Source organism: Pseudocitrobacter sp. 73, from assembly GCF_008369545.1.
GTDB classification, from domain to species: domain Bacteria; phylum Pseudomonadota; class Gammaproteobacteria; order Enterobacterales; family Enterobacteriaceae; genus Pseudocitrobacter; species Pseudocitrobacter vendiensis.
Map to the genome: position 1 here is coordinate 137,722 of NZ_VTZO01000006.1, position 17,192 is coordinate 154,913.

Below are 17,192 nucleotides of genomic sequence, written 5' to 3' on the forward strand. Positions count from 1 at the left end.
TCAGTAACCGGTTGTCTCTTAGACTTATTTTTACTCACTATGCCAGTAATCAGCACAGAGATCGTCATCTAAATATGACTTTTTGCATTTACACATTTAAATTTATAAATATAATAACCCGCACTTTTAGTAGCAGAAGAATGCTTGAATATGAAAAACGACACTCTCTTTAGCCCACTCACCCTCGGCGGCCTGACCTTACGCAACCGCGTGATCCTGCCGCCGCTGACTCGCTGTCGCAGCGAACAACCGGGGAATGTGCCTGGCCCACTGATGGTTGAATATTATCGCCAACGCGCCAGCGCCGGGCTGTTGATCACCGAAGGCACGCAGATTGAACCCCGAGGCCAGGGCTACGCCTGGACGCCGGGCATTCACAGCGATGCTCAGGTTGAAGGCTGGAAAAAAGTCACGGATGCCGTCCATCAACAAGGCGGTGTGATTTTCTGCCAGCTGTGGCACGTCGGGCGCGTCTCACACACCTCGCTTCAACCGAATCAACAGCCGCCCGTCGCACCGTCGGCCATTGCTGCCACGAACGTACGCGTTTTTATCGAAACCGCGCCTGGTGAAGGCATGCTGACCGCCCCGAGCCAGCCGCGTGAGTTGAATACGGAAGAGGTTAAAGAACTGGTTGAGCTCTACCGTCAGGCCGCGATTAACGCTAAACGCGCTGGCTTTGACGGCGTGGAACTGCATGCGGCAAATGGGTATCTCATCAATCAGTTCATATCAGAACACACCAACCATCGTACGGACGAGTACGGCGGTTGTCTGACAAACCGTCTGCGCTTTTTAAAAGAAGTCATCGATGCAGTGAGCGATGTGTTTGGCAGCCAGCGCGTCGGGGTGCGTTTCTCGCCGCTGTTCACCACCACAGACGAAGACAGGGTCTACCTCGGCCTGGTAGAGTCTAATCCGCATGAGACCTGGACCACCGCGGCCCGCTTGCTGAACGATGCCGGTGTGGGTTATCTCTCCATTGCAGAAGCAGACTGGAACAACAGCCCGGATCTGCCAGAAGATTTCCGCGCGGCACTGCGCGTCGCATTCCGCAATCCGATTATGTATGCGGGCCGTTACACGGCAGAAAAAGCGCAGCACATGCTGGAAAATCACTGGGGCGATATGTTTGGTTTTGGTCGTCCGTTTATCGCCAACCCTGACCTTCCGGCACGCCTGAAAAACGGCTTCCCGTTGAATGCGGTGGATGAATCATCCATGTATGGCGGCGGCAGTAACGGGTATACTGATTACCCGGTTTATTCATAAAAAGAGTAATGAGGTCGCATGACACCTGAAAACGCCATGAAGTTACTGTCGAATCCCACGCGCGTTGCCATTCTGAAGTGGCTAAAAAACCCGCACGAGTCATTCGCCGAGTACAGCCAACTTTATGACTATGATGTCTATGGTGTCTGCGCCAGTCTGATTCAGGACAAAGCCGGACTCTCGCAGCCCGCCACTTCCTTGTGCCTGAAGGCGATGCAGGAAGCGGGCTTGCTGGAGGCCAACAAGGTTGGAAAATGGACCTACTATCGGCGCGTTGAATCGGGCATTGATACCATGGCCCACAACGTCGCTGAGTTTCTGGAACACCTCTGATCCCTCGGGCGACACCTCGTCGCCCGATTTGCTTCGCCGCTGCATAGACACCACCCCGCCCAGACGCTAGCATTCCATAACTATTCTTATCGCATCGTGACGCTTACATTATGAATAATGATATCAGATCGCTGGATCTCAACCTGTTGAAGGCGCTCGACGCATTGATTGATGAAGGCAGCGTCACCCGCGCCGCCCAGCGGCTTTCGCTGACGCAACCCGCCGTCAGCGGCATGCTGACACGCTTACGCGACTATTTTGGCGATCCGCTGTTTGTTCGCGCGCAGCGTGGCATGGTGCCCACGGCACGGGCCCGCGAGCTTGCCGCGCCGGTGAAGCAGATCCTGACCGATATCTCTATCCTGCTGAAGCCTGCACATTTCGACCCGTTGAGCGCCGAAATGACCTGCTCGATTATGGCCACCGATTACGCGTTAAAAGCGGTGATAGTACCGCTAATGAGTGCGCTAAAAAAACGCGCACCGGGTATTCGTGTCGCCGTGCGTCCGGTTGATGATGAACGTCTGTTTTCCCTGCTGGAGCGTGGCGATGTTGACCTGGCGCTGGTCACGCCTGCAACGACACCCGGCGATCTTCACGGGCGTGCGCTGTATGAGGAGGAGTACGTTTGCATGCTGCGCGCCGATCATCCTGTCGCCGTCTCGGGCACACTCAGTCTCGACCAGTTTTGCGCGCAGGACCACATTCTCGTTTCCTCAGAAGGCGGTTTCTGGGGCGTGACTGACGAGGCGCTGGCAGCGCTTGGCCGCACACGGCATGTCGGCATGTCCGTAAACAGCTTCCTTGTATTGCCGGAAATTTTACGGACGACGGATATGATTGCCGTCGTGCCCCGCCGTCTTGCCCTACAGCATGAACATTTGACCATTATGCCGCCACCGCTGGACGTGCCCGGCTTCACCAAAAGTATGGCCTGGCACGAACGTAACCATCGTGACCCTGCACATCAGTGGATACGGGCCCTCTGCGTCGAGGTTAGCCAGAACGCCTCATCCTGATATAAGTTATCTTATGAATTATATCGTGATTGCTAATTTGTCTTATAAGTGAATTTACCGATAATAGCTTCATACCGCTGAGATGCACGCCTTCAGCGCCATTGACATGATTTGAGGAGATACACTATGAACGCAATTAACTGGCCAGAAGGTTTTGTTCCGGGCTTCACCGATAACTTCGTCTCAAACGAAATGATCATTGCCGGGCTTAGCGTGAGCGACGTTTGGCCGTTCCTGAACCAGCCTTTCCTGTGGCCGGACTACTACAAAAATTCCGCAGATGTTCGTTTCTACGATAATAAAGGCCCGGAACTGGAAAACGGCGTCCGTTTTTACTTCAGCACTTTCGGCTTCCCGGTGGAATCTCAGGTCGTCGAGTATGTCCCGCCAGCAGAGGGACAACCCGCGCGCGTCGCCTGGCACGGTTGGTCTGGTGAAGAGCATGCCGCCGATCGTCTCGATGTACACCACGCGTGGCTGCTGGAAGACTTGCCGGGTAACCGCGTGCGTATTCTGACCCAGGAAACACAGAACGGCCAGCCAGCAAAAGCACTCGCCGCCACACGCCCTAACCCAATGCTTAACGGGCACCAGGAGTGGCTGGACGGATTGGTTGCTGCGGCGATGAGTGCGAAGAAAGCGTGATGAATTCGCGTCAGGGGCCACGCCCCTGACGCGGTTATTTATGGCCTGGATGTGGTAATAAAGTGCCGTACTTTTGGCGGTTCATCACCCGTGTGATATTGCAGGAGTTCTGCCTGGATATCCGCATCAGCCTTTGACACCCTTCTGTGCTGGCGCAAATGTTCCGCCCAGGACTCCACCATAAACCACTCCAGTAAAATGCGCGGATTGGCAGAATCTTCGGTGATCCCCCAGTTATAGGCCCCATCCCGCCGCCGTTCGTACGCCAGGTTATAAATGGCTTTCAGGAAAGGCGCGCGATGCTGCGGATCAACGTCGTATTCAATCTGAATCAGCACGGGCCCGCGATCGTGCTCAACCACCTCTGCCGTCAGCGGCTCTGGCCAATGGTTGGACGGCAGCAGATCCGATTCTCCTTTTGGCAGGCGCAGGCGATAACTGACAACACCAATAACAATGATGCCAATAGCGCCAATGAACAGGGTTTCCTGAACGCCAGCCGATTGCGCCAGTGCCCCCCAGGCCAGGCTGCCCGCCGTCATCGCTCCATTAAAGACGGTCAGATAGACCGCCAGTGAGCGGCCACGAACCCAGTTCGGTAAAATCGACTGCGCTACGCCGTTGAATGTGGTCAGCGCAATAATCCAGCCGCAGCCCAACACCACCAGCGCCACCACGGCCAACCATTGTGGCGGCGCAATCGACAACAGCGCCATCACGGAAGCGGTAATGATCGACGCCAGTAAAAGCAGGCCATCCGCACTGCATTTTTGCCGCAATTTGGGTAACAGAAACGCGCCGGCAATCGCACCGACACCGACTGCGCCCAGCAAAATCCCGTAGAAGCCGGCATCACCGCCCAGCACGCGGCGTGCAACCAGCGGAAGCAACGCCCAAACGGAGCTGCAAAACGCGAAGAACAGAAACGTGCGCAACAGCACAACGTGCAGCTCACGGCTGGCCATGGTGTAGCGCAACCCGGCACGAAAAGCACCGAGGAATTTTTCCGCCAGCTCATCGCTATCGGTTTTGGCTCTTTTCCACCACAGCAGGGCCGCAATCACAAACAGATAACTGATCACATCCACGCCGTAAGTGACTGACGTACCGAAGGTTGCCAGCACAACCCCGCCCAGCGCCGGGCCGATTGCGCGTGCAATATTGATGCCCAGCGAGTTCAGCGCGACAGCATCGCGAAGATCCTGCTTCTTCACCAGTTCAGGTACAATCGCCTGCCAGGTCGGCCCCATTAACGCCGCGCCGATCCCACCTACAAAGGTAAGCGCCACCAGCGAAAGAATGGTTTGCAGCCCCGTTGCGGAAAGCAGCAACAGGCAAATACTGACGCTTGCCATCAATAACTGAATACCAATTAAGAACTTGCGGCGATCGAGAATATCAGAGAGCACACCGGCGGGGATGGCGAGCAGGAAAACCGGCAGCGTCGCGGCAGCCTGAACCATCGCAACGGCCAGAGGCGAAGAAGAGAGATCGGTCACTAACCATGAGCTGGCAATATCACGTGCGAAAGAACCTATATTACCAATAATTGTTGCTACCCACAGAACTGCGAATACAGTCTGGCGTAATGGGCCAAAGCCACTGGAGGCGCTGGTCGTCATTATTCATCCTCAACAAAAAGTCGTGGATTAAATTTAGCCTAATGGTATGTGTATTACACGTGATAGTGTTGAAAGCGCCCCGAATATTTATCCAGGGCGTACAGGGTGTTTAACGGAAATCGAGGACATCAGGCTTCGAAGAGGGGTAACGTTCGACTTGCTGCGGAGCAAATCCTTTTAGCTGATCGCGATAGAAGCGCAAACGCTGTTGGAAGTGCTCAGACATCTCTAAGGGCATATTACCCACGACAGCGCGTGCGCACAGGCCACGTTGTTCATACTCCATTTTCGCAACGGTAAAGGCAATGAAATCTACGTTAGTTTTCATAGACTTTGGACAAAACTCAAACATATAAGCTCCTTTATTGTTTGTTTTCTCCACCCGACATGCAGTCGGTTTTTTTAGCATAGCCTGTTTTCTGACCGTTGAGTTAAATACACCTGAAACGAATGGGGTTACTTACCCATATTTTAAATTATGCAGATATCTATACGCAGGGTTTCGCATCATTCAAATATCCGACTGCTCATCCTCTGCGCCTGAAAGTTCATCTTTTCGGATTAACCGTCGTCGCCCCGCTCATTGTGCGAGCGCCGGACTGCATCAAAAGTAGTCGCTGTGTAATCACTTACCCACCCTTAAGTTAACTCATTGAAACAATTATGCTACGCGCAGTTTAAATAATACTGAATATTTAAATATCTTCATTTTAATCTTTAAAGAAGAGATTAATTGTGATAATAAAATAATGAACGGGATTATACTTAATCACTTAATATTAAAAAATTAAGCATCATCTCACATTCACTCATTGTTCACACCTTGACCAATGTATGAGTTTACAACAGGTAACATAAGGAACTGTTATTTCATATGCAAACGGAAGAAAACATGACATTTATATTTTGACAGTTACGAGCATTAATAATAAAAATGGTTACCAACACAATAAACAATATTGCATCACCCACATCAGCATGGAAGTTTAAAGATACAATCTGGTCCATGGGAGTCTATGGCGCAACCGTCGGAGCCGGTGTTTTGTTCCTTCCGGTTGAAATAGCCATGCGCGGGCCGCTGGTCTATTTGTTGCTGATTATCCTTAGCCTGCCGCTATCGATGATACCGCATATGCTGATTTGCCGCGTATTTATGCGCGAAGAAGGTCCGAAGGATAAGTCACTTCCGCTCTTCAATAGCTTCTTTGATCACAAAGGTAAAAAGGCGATTAAAGTTTTTTACTGTTTTTCTAACTTTCCGGTTACCCTGGTTTACGGTATTTCGCTGGTTAATGCTATCAATAGCTACGTGATAACCCATTTACATTTACCGGGCATTAACCGCGCGGTGCTGTCGTTTATCGTTGTGGCGATTTTATTTTTACTGTTGAGCCGGGGCCGCGATAAAGTTGTCGGCATGATGTCGGTACTTGTTTTACCCTTCGCTGTCACCGTCACGCTTATCGCTGCCTTTCAAATTCCACAATGGAACCTCGCCAATGTGATGCCTGCTATTCATGGTGTCGGGCAGCAGCCTGTAGGCAACTCACTTAAAAACATCTGGCTTACCATTCCACTTATCACCTTCGCCTTCTGCTCCGTGCCGTTAATGTCGCCACTGGCGTCGTTTTATCGTGAAGCCGGGCACGGCGGTGAAAAAAAATCCGTAAGGGTCATCAAAGTCGCTTATATCAGCATCTATGCCAGCATCATCTTCTTTGTTACCAGTTGCCTGTTAAGTATTCCGCACAATGTCTTTGCTCTGGCTAAATCGCAGAATTTGAACGTGCTTTCCGTACTGCAAAAAGATAACAGTAATATCGTTCTTTTTTACATTGCCCCGTTTATTGCCATTATCGGCATGACCAAGTCGTTTTTAGGCATTTGTTTATCGGTAGCAGAAACCTTTGCCCGTATGGTCAGCGATGCACTTGGCGAAAAAGAGGACACGCCACATAAAAAAGGGAAACGCATTGCGTGGCTTATCATGTTCAGCATCTCTTATGCCGTCGTGTATATTAATCCCGATGTTATCGAACTGATTGAAAAATTCTGCGGACCGCTTCAGGCAATCTTCCTGTTCCTGATCCCTGTTTATTTAATCTACAACCGAAGCGCGCTCAAAAGTTTGCGTGGTATTCGCCCGGTGGTGGTACTGATTGGCGGTATTCTAACCGTATCTGCTCTTTTTTATTCCCTGTTCTAAAAGCCAATACACTGTCAGGGTATTTGGCCTGATTGATTCAGCAGCCCGCTTAACGAGTTGCTGAATCAAGTACCGCCACCTCTGTTGAATCCGCTACATTGGTTTAGTCAAAGCTCATTATGGTCATTGTCCTGCGCGACAGAGTTTGTTTTGCATCCGTGGTTGACGTAAGAAAAGACAGGAAGCGTATAAGGATTAATCCGGTTTTAAGCCAATAAAGGGTGTGCGCAAGGCGTGCATCCTTTTTTTTGCTAATACTGACGTAAAGCAATGAGCAATTGACGGAAGATTTTAGGTTGGGATTCTCTCAGATTACCTCAATGCGAGTTGAGTCACTGAAAATTATTGCGGTAAGTGCTTGAATAGTGGCGGAGAGAGGGGGATTTGAACCCCCGGTAGAGTTGCCCCTACTCCGGTTTTCGAGACCGGTCCATTCAGCCGCTCTGGCATCTCTCCGTTTTGATGGTTGCCATGATGCCAGGTTATTTGGCATTTTAACAGACCCAGTCTCTTCAATTGCGTTCAAGTGACGAGTTTGCGAGCAAAATGATGATTAAATGGCCCTGGAAGGCAGATGAGTCTGCTGAAAAAACCGACATCCCGTGGGAACAAGCGTTCTCCGTCCCACTTTTAGCCAATCTCAGCGCAGATGAACAAAGCAAACTCCGCGTGCTTGCCGATCGTTTTTTGCAGCAAAAGCGGCTGGTTCCTCTTCAGGGATTAGTGCTGGAGCCTATCACTCAGGCACGTATTGCGCTGCTGTTTTGCCTGCCGATAATGGAGCTGGGGCTTGAATGGCTTGATGGCTTCCATGAGGTGCTCATCTACCCCGCCCCCTTCGTGGTGGATGATGAATGGGAAGATGATATTGGCCTTGTGCATAATCAACGCGTGGTGCAGTCCGGCCAAAGCTGGCAACAGGGGCCCATTATTCTTAACTGGCTCGACATTCAGGACTCCTTCGACGCATCCGGCTTCAACCTGGTTATCCATGAAGTCGCACATAAACTCGATACCCGTAATGGCGATCGCGCCAGTGGCATTCCGTTAATACCTCTGCGTGAAGTCGCGGGCTGGGAGCACGATCTCCATGCAGCGATGGATAATATTCAGGATGAGATTGATTTAGTCGGTGAAAGCGCCGCCAGCATTGATGCTTACGCGGCTACTGATCCAGCAGAGTGTTTCGCCGTGCTGTCCGAGTATTTTTTCAGCGCCCCCGAACTTTTCGCTCCGCGCTTTCCGGCACTGTGGCAGCGTTTTTGCCAGTTCTACCGCCAGGACCCGCTCACGCGTTTGCGAGATAACGACACGCAGGAAGATATTTCGCCTGTAGTTCACTAAAACAACAGCTTGCGCTAAATTCATGCAATTGAATCAGTCAGTTAAATTTAGTGTTGACACAATATTACGAGGCCAGTAGTATTCGCCTCGTTCACACGATTCCTCTGTAGTTCAGTCGGTAGAACGGCGGACTGTTAATCCGTATGTCACTGGTTCGAGTCCAGTCAGAGGAGCCAAATTTAGAAAAGCCCGCTTATCGCGGGCTTTTTGCTTTTTAGATTTGATAATCCAGCGCCAGCTCATCAGGCTCCATCGCCTGCCGCTTAATTTCCTCCAGCGATAACCCAGCATTACACAATTCGATAAAACGCCAGACATAGTTACGCTGTAGCTGCCCGCGTTTAAGACCCAGCCACACCGTGTTGGCATCAAACAAATGATGCGTATCCAGTCGCACCAGTTTGCCGGACTCCTGAAGATCGCCAGACTGTTCAGCGACCAGCCCAATGCCCAGCCCCAGTTCAACGTAAGTTTTGATAACGTCTGAGTCCTGCGCGCTGAGCACGATATCCGGCAACAGCCCTTTGCGGTTGAAGGCTTCATCAATACGCGAGCGCCCGGTGATCCCCTGGCGATAAGTAATAAGCGGCCAGCGCGCGATGGCTTCCAGCGTCAGCGGCGTGATTTGCGTCAGAGGATGATCCTGCGGTACCAGCACATGGTGATGCCAGCGGAACCAGGGAAAAGCCACCAGCGTACTGTCATTGCTCAATCGCTCGCTGGCAATGCCAATATCCGCGCCACCGTTATGTAGCAGCGTTTCAATTTCCTGCGGTGTTCCCTGGACCAGTTCCAGACGCACATCAGGGAATATTTCACGAAAAGCTTTAATCACCGGTGGCAGGCTATAGCGCGCCTGGGTATGCGTGGTTGCGACCGTCAGAACGCCCGAACCATCGTTGGTGAAAAGATCGGCAAGACGTCGAACGTTACTTGCCTCATTCAGAATACGTTCGGCAATCACCAACAACGCTTTACCCGGTTCGGTCATCCCCAGCAGTCGCTTTCCGCGGCGGATGAAGATCTCAATCCCCAGCTCTTCCTCCAGCTCACGGATATGACGGCTTACACCCGATTGCGACGTGTATAGCATATTGGCAACTTCAGTCAGGTTGTAATCCTGCCTTGCTGCTTCACGAATTATTTTTAGTTGCTGGAAGTTCACCTTCCCCTCCGGGTCAAACAGACATTGCACTATTGTTAAAGTCTGTCGCGTCCACTAACAAATAATAAAAACCAGCAACTTATTACTTAAAAGAATATACGTTAGCTCACCAGCTGCAATTCGCGGTTATCCAGCGCCGGGCGGCTGACCAGCGAGATTAGAATTTCTTTCACCGCCTGCGCCTGTGGAGAGAGCTGTCCACGGGCTGACATATTTAGCGACAACGGCAGGCTCATTGATGGCGTGGTGATCCGGGCCATCCAGCCATTTGCCGCCTGTGATAGCGTTCGCGCGGCGGACTCTGGCAGAACGGTGACGCCCATCCCACTGGCAATCGCCGCCGTCAGCGTAGAAATAGATTCTATCTCACCAATGATTTTGGCCGTCAGACGACGCAGCGAAAATGCTTCATCTACCCGGGCACGGACTGCGCTGTAGTCGCGCGGCAGGAACAGGTTCATTTCAGCAACTGCCGTTAAATCGATGCTCTGTCCCGGACAATCACGCGTGCCAACCAGGTAGAGATCTTCTTTCAGCAACGGCTGACTGTTAACGCCCGCCACGGGAGAGCGGTCGTAAAGTACCGCCATATCCAGCTGGCCGCTCAGCAGTTTGTCATTCAACGCCGCGCCGCTGTTTTCATGAAGATAAATCAGCACTTCCGGCAGTTCGTTACGCACGGCTTGCAACAGCGGCATGGTGATGGACGATGCCGCTGTACCCGGCGCCAGACCAATGGAGACCGGGCCGCTTAACGTTTGCCCGACATTATTCACCGCCAGCTGCGCCTGCTCACACTGGCGCAATATCGTACGCGCATGGGTATAAAGCACTTTCCCCGCTTCCGTTGGCGTAACGCCGCGCTTAGTGCGGATCAGTAATTGCTGATCGAGCTCCCCCTCCAGAGTGGCAACCTGCTGGCTCAGTGCGGGCTGTGCGATATGTAACACTTCAGCGGCCTGGGTCAGGCTACCGATATCGACGATTTTCACAAAGTACTTCAGTCGTCTTAAGTTCATTTTGCCTCCTGTACTGCCAACAATGGCGTTTAGATATCGAAGGAGTTGCAAGATGCTTGCCAGCTTTTTAAGAAAAGGCGTCACGGGCGCGTAACAAGGCTTTCCAATCGATAAGCGCATTTTCGCAGGCAGTCAGAAGATGTTGATCTGCCCCATTAGGGGTAAATTCGCACCACCCCGGTGCAAATCAACGAAAAAATAGCCAATCACCCGTGAATTGCTGAAATTGTCAGCAAACGAACACAAAGTGGAGAGACACCCTTTGACAAGCCAGAAGCACCCCGTTAATATGCGCCCCGTTCACACGATTCCTCTGTAGTTCAGTCGGTAGAACGGCGGACTGTTAATCCGTATGTCACTGGTTCGAGTCCAGTCAGAGGAGCCAAATTTAGAAAAGCCCGCTTATTGCGGGCTTTTTGCTTTTCGGCAGAAAGTTATATGTCACCCCACAGAACGCGATTGCCTGTCGATCCTCATCAAAATACGTCTTAACGTGACTTCAAACTCATTCATATTGATATGATCAATATCTTTCCCCACCACAATGTTCTCTGCAATATCCTGCATCGTCGGCCAGCGTGTTTTATAATCCACGTAAATCGCAATAGCCGGTATATTGTAAGCACTGGCCATATGCAATATTGATGTGTCCGGTGTGATAGCCAGAAAAGCGTCTTTAATAATGCTCGCCGATCGCATCAGTGTAGGGGGTAGTGTTAATCGATAAACATTACGGCGCGATTCCACGAGTTTTTCCGCACTCTCAATACCTTTGGGGCCGTGCACAATGACAATCGGCATATCACATATACGTTGAATTATCGCAATCAGATTCTGCGCAACAGCGTATGAAAATGTTCTCGCCGCAATGCTGCCTTCTAAATTCATAGCGATATATGGCCCCAACGCCCCCATCTCTTTACGCACTTCTGTGATGGACTCAGTGCTTAGCGGGAATTCATACTTCGCAGCAACAGCAGGAAAACCCGCATCTCTCATTAACGTCGCCCAGGTCATAGGGACAGGCGCGCGAAGATGCTGATCCATTCTTGAGGCTATCTTGCATAATGGGGAATAACATTTCTGAGTTAGCCCCACGACCTGAAAGTTAGTTCCAGCTTTTAGCGTGCGGATAAAAACCATAGTTTTGAAGTTCTTTTTACGCATTGCTTCGATGCAAAGGTCAGGCGTACCATATTGCTCTTTTATTGCCGTCGCGAGTTTTTTTATTTCAGCAATCGTGGCGTGGTCCTGCATCGTCATCGTTGTGACAGTTAGCTTTGTGTTATTTAATGTCAAAGCCTCAAATACAGGTTTATTAAGCGTGGATGACACAATTAGCAGATGTGCTATGGGTTGTTGCTCCAGTGCGCGAATCAGAGGATAAATCGCCATGGCATCCCCAATCTGGTCGGGAATGTGAATAACAACAAATTTCACATCATTAATATGAATGCTTTTGGCATTATAATCATAAAAACTAAATATGATATTCCTGAACATCGTTAGTAATGGCATTGAGTAGCGACAACTCCCTGTCGAATGAAATATTACATTTCGCCGCAGTCTATCAGATCTATCGCCATCGACTTCATCGTTCTGCGCATCGTTTTGTGAACCCTTTTGAAAAAATGAATAATTTTAGTGCGTAACTAAGTGTAATCTTACCGTTACATAAAAATTCAGTACATAAAACCATTCCCCTGATGCGTCAGTCGCGGTAGTCTCATAAGAACCAGTTATGAACTGGCGCAATGTGTACAATTTTATTTACAAATATAAGAAAAAGACGTTACAGACAGGATAACTATGGATTCCACCCTCACCTCCACGCGTCTTCAGGAGAAAACACCTTCACTTAGCCGCGCCCGACGCGCCGCACTCGGCAGTTTTGCCGGAGCCGTCGTCGACTGGTACGATTTTCTGCTTTATGGCATTACCGCCGCGCTGGTGTTCAACCGAGAATTCTTTCCACAGGTTAGCCCGGCGATGGGCACGCTGGCAGCTTTCGCGACCTTCGGCGTTGGATTCCTGTTTCGCCCACTCGGCGGAGTGATCTTTGGTCATTTCGGCGATCGTCTTGGCCGTAAACGTATGCTGATGCTGACCGTCTGGATGATGGGCGGCGCGACGGCGTTAATCGGCCTGCTGCCCTCCTTTGCGTCGGCAGGATGGCGGGCGCCCGCATTGCTGGTCACGCTGCGCGCTATCCAGGGGTTTGCCGTTGGCGGTGAATGGGGCGGCGCGGCACTGCTCTCGGTAGAGAGCGCGCCAGAGAATAAAAAAGCGTTCTACAGCAGCGGCGTGCAGGTGGGTTATGGCGTAGGGCTGCTGCTTTCCACCGGGCTGGTTTCGCTTATCAGCATGCTCACCACTGACGAACAGTTCCTGACCTGGGGCTGGCGCATTCCTTTCCTGTTTAGCGTTGTACTGGTGCTTGGCGCGTTATGGGTCCGTAACGGAATGGAAGAGTCCGAGGAATTCGAACAACAGCAGCAAACGCCGCCGGTCAAACAACGCCTGCCGGTTATGGAAGCGCTGGTTCGTCATCCTGGCGCTTTCCTGAAGATTATCGGTTTACGCCTGTGCGAACTGTTGACCATGTACATCGTCACTGCCTTCGCCCTCAATTACTCAACGCAAAATCTCGGGCTGCCCCGCGAACTGTTCCTCAACATCGGTTTGCTGGTCGGTGGCGTAAGCTGTCTGACTATCCCCTTCTTTGCCTGGCTCGCCGATCGCTTCGGCCGACGCCGCGTCTACATTATTGGCGCATTAACCGGCACGATAAGCGCCTTCCCGTTCTTTATGGCGCTGGAAGCGCAATCCCTTTTCTGGATAGTGTTCTTCGCCATCATGCTGGCTAACGTCGCGCATGACATGGTGGTATGCGTTCAGCAGCCCATGTTCACCGGGATGTTTGGCGCCGGCTATCGTTACAGCGGCGCCGGTGTCGGTTATCAGGTCGCAAGCGTGGTTGGCGGGGGATTCACACCGTTCATCGCCGCAGCACTGGTCACCTTCTCGGGTGGCGACTGGCACAGCGTAGCCATTTACCTGCTGGCTGGCTGCCTGATATCCGCAGCCACTGCCCTGCTGATGAAGGATAAGCCGCAGGCCTGAGCATCTTGCTTAAAGGTTAATCAGTTGTGACAAAGGCGTCTTCTGACGCTTTTGTTTCATCTGAGGCTGACATACTATCGAAAAACGCCGCAGACCTGACACAAGGAGCGAAGGATGAATACTACGAGCGCAAGCCTGACGCCTGAACAAGCCCTGGAAAAACTTCAGGCACTGTATGACCAGTCGGTCACCGCCCTGCGTAATGCCATTTCCGTGTACATTGATAATCATTCGCTGCCTGATGCCAAAGCACGCGCCGAGGGGCTTTTTGTCTACCCCCAGCTCTCGGTTTCATGGAGCGGTAACGCGCACAAAGCACAGAAAACGCGCGCCTTTGGCCGCTTTACCCACTCCGGGTGTTACACCACCACCATCACGCACCCCACCTTGTTCCGCCCTTACCTGCTGGAACAGCTCACGTTGCTGCATGAAGATTATGATGCACACATTGAGGTGGGCCTGTCGCAGCATGAGATCCCGTATCCGTACGTGATCGACGGCTTAATGCTCGACCGTTCCATGAGTGCCGACCTGACGCGCTTTTTCCCCACCACGGAGCTGGCGCAAATTGGCGATGAAACAGCGGATGGCATTTTCCATCCCACCGAGTTCTATCCGCTTTCGCACTTTGACGCGCGCCGTGTGGATTTCTCGCTCGCCCGCCTGCGTCACTACACTGGCACGCCGGTAGAACATTTCCAGCCATTTGTATTGTTCACCAACTACACCCGTTATGTGGATGAGTTTGTCCGTTGGGGCTGTAGCCAGATTCTCGACCCGGAAAGCCCGTATATTGCGCTCTCCTGCGCCGGGGGAATTTGGATCACTGCGGATACGGAAGCGCCGGAACAGGCGATTTCCGATTTGGCCTGGAAAAAACATCAGATGCCAGCGTGGCACCTCATTACTGCTGACGGCCAGGGGATCACGCTGATTAACATCGGCGTAGGCCCGTCGAACGCCAAAAACATCTGTGACCACCTGGCAGTGCTGCGCCCGGATGTCTGGCTGATGATTGGCCACTGCGGTGGTCTGCGCGAAAGCCAGACCATTGGCGACTACGTTTTGGCGCACGCTTATCTGCGCGACGACCACGTGCTGGATGCGGTGCTGCCGCCCGACATTCCCATACCAAGCATTGCCGAGGTGCAGCGTGCCCTCTATGACGCCACCAAGCAGGTCAGCGGTATGCCAGGCGAAGAGGTTAAACAACGTCTGCGCACCGGCACCGTGGTGACGACGGACGATCGTAACTGGGAGTTGCGCTATTCGGCTTCCGCGCTGCGATTTAACCTCAGTCGCGCCGTGGCGATTGATATGGAAAGCGCCACTATCGCCGCCCAGGGTTATCGCTTCCGCGTACCTTACGGCACCCTGTTGTGCGTCTCTGACAAACCGCTGCATGGCGAAATTAAACTGCCGGGCCAGGCAAACCGTTTCTATGAAGGGGCGATTTCCGAGCACTTGCAGATTGGCATTCGCGCAATTGACCTGCTGCGTGCCGAAGGTGACAAGCTGCATTCGCGTAAGCTAAGAACCTTTAACGAGCCACCATTCCGGTGATAAGGCGATAAACGGGCCGCCACGGCCCGTTTTTTTTACTGAACGCAGAAAAGCAAAAAGCCCGCTAAAAAGCGGGCTTCTCTAAATTTGGCTCCTCTGACTGGACTCGAACCAGTGACATACGGATTAACAGTCCGCCGTTCTACCGACTGAACTACAGAGGAATCGTGTGAACGGGGCGAATATTAACGGGGTGCCCCGGGGTTGTCAAAGCCTGTTTTCACAAAAAAATACCGTTTGCTGCTTTATTCCACACTTCGGTTAAAAATCATCGATTTCTGATGATTTTCACAGCAGTGGCGCTTACTCCATCTTCACGCGCGGGTATTTCCACAGCCAGCGGCCACTGACCAGTCGCCAGTAGAACAGCGCACCACGGACTGCCCAGTCGAGGAACATCCCTAACCACACACCGACGACGCCCATACCGAGCACAATACCCAGCGTATAGCCCGCCACTACCCGGCAGCCCCACATCCCCAGCATTGATACCCACATCGCAAAGCGCACATCACGCGCGCCTTTAAAGCCTGAGGGCAGCACCCAGGATGCGGCCCAGATCGGCATAAAGGCAGCGTTCAGCCACAACAGCACTTTCACCACTTCTTTTACATCCTGCTCCTGGGTATAGAATGACGCGAACAGCCCTGCAAATGGCGCGGTGCCCCAGGCAATGGCCGTCAGTACGATGGTCGACATCCAGAAGACATGGCGCAGCTGGCGTTCCGCCTGACCAATCTGCCCGGTACCCAAACGTTTACCCGTGATGATAGTCGATGCCGAACCCAGGGCGTTACCGGGCAAGTTAATGAGCGCCGCCACGGAAAAGGCGATAAAGTTACCTGCGATAACGTTAGTCCCCATTCCGGCAACAAACATCTGGGTAAGTAATTTCCCGCCATTAAACAGCACCGACTCAATGCTCGCCGGAATACCAATCCCCATCACCTCCCAGATAATGGCGAAATTCAGCGGCTTCAGATAGCTTTTCAGCGGAATACGCAGCGCCGGGTTAAAGCCAATCATCAGCACCCAGATAATCGCTGCCGCACCGATATAGCGCGAAATGGTTAACCCCAGCCCCGCGCCCGCAAACCCCAATCCTTGCCAGGAAAACGCGCCGTAAATCAGGATGCTACTGATGATAATGTTGAGAATATTCATTCCACCGTTAATCATCAGCGGAATTTTCGTGTTCCCTGCGCCACGCAGCGCGCCACTACCAATCAACGCAATCGCCGCCGCCGGATAACTCAGCACCGTCAGTTCAAGGTAGGTTAAGGCCAGACCTTTTACTTCCGGCGTCGCTTCACCCGAGACAATATTAATAATCTCACTGCCGAAATAGTGGATGACCGCAGCCAGCACAATGGCAAACAAGGTCATAATCACCAGTGACTGTCGTGCAGCCGCCCTCGCCCTCCGCCGGTCACGTTTACCCAGACTAAAGGCGACCACCACCGTTGTCCCGAGATCGATAGCCGCAAAAAAAGCCATGATCACCATATTAAAACTGTCGGCAAGCCCGACGCCTGCCATCGCTTCTTTCCCCAGCCAGCTCACCAGGAAGGTACTCAATACCCCCATCAGCAGGACGCAGGTATTCTCCAGAAAAATAGGTACAGCAAGGGGGGTGATTTCACGCCAGAAGAGGACTCGATAGCTTTTGCGTTTTTTATACCAGGGCGTGCGTGCGACGGCCTGACGGAGCGCGGTAGTGACGTTCAAAGTGGACCTTAGTGAGAAAGTTGAAACTCCATTTCAAATGATGAGGGAGAAACCCGGATCCTGCAAAACATTTTTCCTTAATATTTGTCGGTAATTACAACAAATTGTTGACGGAATCGGCAATCAGCATGAACAGCCAGAATTGGTGTTTGA

General features: G+C 51.9%; 14 protein-coding genes, 4 tRNA genes and 1 pseudogene. 10 read left to right on the forward strand and 9 right to left on the reverse strand.

All coding sequences use genetic code 11. The features are described 5' to 3' along the window. Nucleotides 1-150 precede the first annotated feature (150 nt). The 4 genes from F0Q32_RS05625 (at nucleotide 151) to F0Q32_RS05640 (ending at nucleotide 3,269) form a co-directional block, all read left to right on the forward strand. Complete coding sequence (locus F0Q32_RS05625) at nucleotides 151-1,272, forward strand: alkene reductase (protein WP_149462285.1); 1,122 nt, start codon at nucleotides 151-153, stop codon at nucleotides 1,270-1,272. An 18-nt stretch (nucleotides 1,273-1,290) separates the two neighbouring features. Then, the gene (locus F0Q32_RS05630; protein WP_149462286.1) at nucleotides 1,291-1,605 is read left to right on the forward strand and encodes a helix-turn-helix transcriptional regulator; all 315 of its coding nucleotides are present in this window, start codon (nucleotides 1,291-1,293) and stop codon (nucleotides 1,603-1,605) included. Nucleotides 1,606-1,715: 110 nt separating this feature from the next. Further along, nucleotides 1,716-2,624, forward strand: coding sequence for a LysR family transcriptional regulator (locus F0Q32_RS05635; RefSeq protein ID WP_149462287.1), 909 nt, complete (start codon nucleotides 1,716-1,718; stop codon nucleotides 2,622-2,624). A gap of 126 nt (nucleotides 2,625-2,750) precedes the next feature. Continuing rightward, nucleotides 2,751-3,269 (forward strand): SRPBCC domain-containing protein, encoded by a 519-nt coding sequence (locus F0Q32_RS05640; RefSeq protein ID WP_149462288.1) that lies wholly within the window; start codon nucleotides 2,751-2,753, stop codon nucleotides 3,267-3,269. 38 nt (nucleotides 3,270-3,307) lie between these two features. Here the strand turns inward: F0Q32_RS05640 and F0Q32_RS05645 are convergent, their stop codons facing one another. Continuing rightward, nucleotides 3,308-4,891, reverse strand: a complete 1,584-nt coding sequence (locus F0Q32_RS05645; protein WP_149462289.1) for an MFS transporter — start codon at nucleotides 4,889-4,891, stop codon at nucleotides 3,308-3,310. A 109-nt stretch (nucleotides 4,892-5,000) separates the two neighbouring features. Next, nucleotides 5,001-5,300 (reverse strand): hypothetical protein, encoded by a 300-nt coding sequence (locus F0Q32_RS05650; RefSeq protein WP_149462290.1) that lies wholly within the window; start codon nucleotides 5,298-5,300, stop codon nucleotides 5,001-5,003. 525 nt (nucleotides 5,301-5,825) lie between these two features. On the opposite strand from F0Q32_RS05650, the gene F0Q32_RS05655 reads away from it, so the two are divergent. Then, on the forward strand, nucleotides 5,826-7,097 hold the full coding sequence (locus F0Q32_RS05655; protein ID WP_149462291.1) for an amino acid permease: 1,272 nt from the start codon (nucleotides 5,826-5,828) through the stop codon (nucleotides 7,095-7,097). A gap of 366 nt (nucleotides 7,098-7,463) precedes the next feature. Here the strand turns inward: F0Q32_RS05655 and F0Q32_RS05660 are convergent. Next, nucleotides 7,464-7,553: transfer RNA gene (locus F0Q32_RS05660), tRNA-Ser, on the reverse strand. Nucleotides 7,554-7,643: 90 nt separating this feature from the next. On the opposite strand from F0Q32_RS05660, the gene mtfA reads away from it, so the two are divergent. Together mtfA and F0Q32_RS05670 are read left to right on the forward strand one after the other, a co-directional pair. Beyond that, complete coding sequence (gene mtfA, locus F0Q32_RS05665) at nucleotides 7,644-8,441, forward strand: DgsA anti-repressor MtfA (protein WP_149462292.1); 798 nt, start codon at nucleotides 7,644-7,646, stop codon at nucleotides 8,439-8,441. A 100-nt stretch (nucleotides 8,442-8,541) separates the two neighbouring features. Beyond that, nucleotides 8,542-8,617: transfer RNA gene (locus tag F0Q32_RS05670), tRNA-Asn, on the forward strand. Between the two features lie 38 nt (nucleotides 8,618-8,655). Here F0Q32_RS05670 and cbl read toward each other — a convergent pair. Continuing rightward, entirely contained in the window at nucleotides 8,656-9,606 is a 951-nt protein-coding gene (gene cbl / locus F0Q32_RS05675) for an HTH-type transcriptional regulator Cbl (RefSeq protein ID WP_149462293.1), read from the reverse strand. A 101-nt stretch (nucleotides 9,607-9,707) separates the two neighbouring features. Beyond that, nucleotides 9,708-10,625, reverse strand: a complete 918-nt coding sequence (gene nac, locus F0Q32_RS05680) for a nitrogen assimilation transcriptional regulator NAC (RefSeq protein ID WP_015963906.1) — start codon at nucleotides 10,623-10,625, stop codon at nucleotides 9,708-9,710. 309 nt (nucleotides 10,626-10,934) lie between these two features. On the opposite strand from nac, the gene F0Q32_RS05685 reads away from it, so the two are divergent. Continuing rightward, nucleotides 10,935-11,010 (forward strand) — tRNA-Asn (locus F0Q32_RS05685). 56 nt (nucleotides 11,011-11,066) lie between these two features. On the opposite strand, the gene F0Q32_RS05690 is transcribed toward F0Q32_RS05685, so the two are convergent. Beyond that, a complete protein-coding gene (locus F0Q32_RS05690) occupies nucleotides 11,067-12,143 on the reverse strand; it encodes a glycosyltransferase family 9 protein (protein ID WP_149462294.1) in 1,077 nt (358 codons plus the stop codon). A 291-nt stretch (nucleotides 12,144-12,434) separates the two neighbouring features. On the opposite strand from F0Q32_RS05690, the gene shiA reads away from it, so the two are divergent. Together shiA and F0Q32_RS05700 are read left to right on the forward strand one after the other, a co-directional pair. Continuing rightward, entirely contained in the window at nucleotides 12,435-13,748 is a 1,314-nt protein-coding gene (shiA, locus tag F0Q32_RS05695) for a shikimate transporter (RefSeq protein ID WP_149462295.1), read from the forward strand. A gap of 114 nt (nucleotides 13,749-13,862) precedes the next feature. Then, the gene (locus tag F0Q32_RS05700) at nucleotides 13,863-15,311 is read left to right on the forward strand and encodes an AMP nucleosidase (protein ID WP_149462296.1); all 1,449 of its coding nucleotides are present in this window, start codon (nucleotides 13,863-13,865) and stop codon (nucleotides 15,309-15,311) included. 88 nt (nucleotides 15,312-15,399) lie between these two features. Here F0Q32_RS05700 and F0Q32_RS05705 read toward each other — a convergent pair. From F0Q32_RS05705 to F0Q32_RS26760, 3 genes and pseudogenes are all read right to left on the reverse strand, one after another. Continuing rightward, a tRNA-Asn gene (locus tag F0Q32_RS05705) sits at nucleotides 15,400-15,475 on the reverse strand. 139 nt (nucleotides 15,476-15,614) lie between these two features. Beyond that, complete coding sequence (locus F0Q32_RS05710; RefSeq protein WP_149462297.1) at nucleotides 15,615-17,039, reverse strand: EmmdR/YeeO family multidrug/toxin efflux MATE transporter; 1,425 nt, start codon at nucleotides 17,037-17,039, stop codon at nucleotides 15,615-15,617. Beyond that, a pseudogene (locus F0Q32_RS26760) lies at nucleotides 16,987-17,169 on the reverse strand (DUF5951 family protein). The gene F0Q32_RS05710 and the pseudogene F0Q32_RS26760 overlap by 53 nt, the downstream one beginning before the upstream one ends. Between the last annotated feature and the right edge of the window lie 23 nt (nucleotides 17,170-17,192).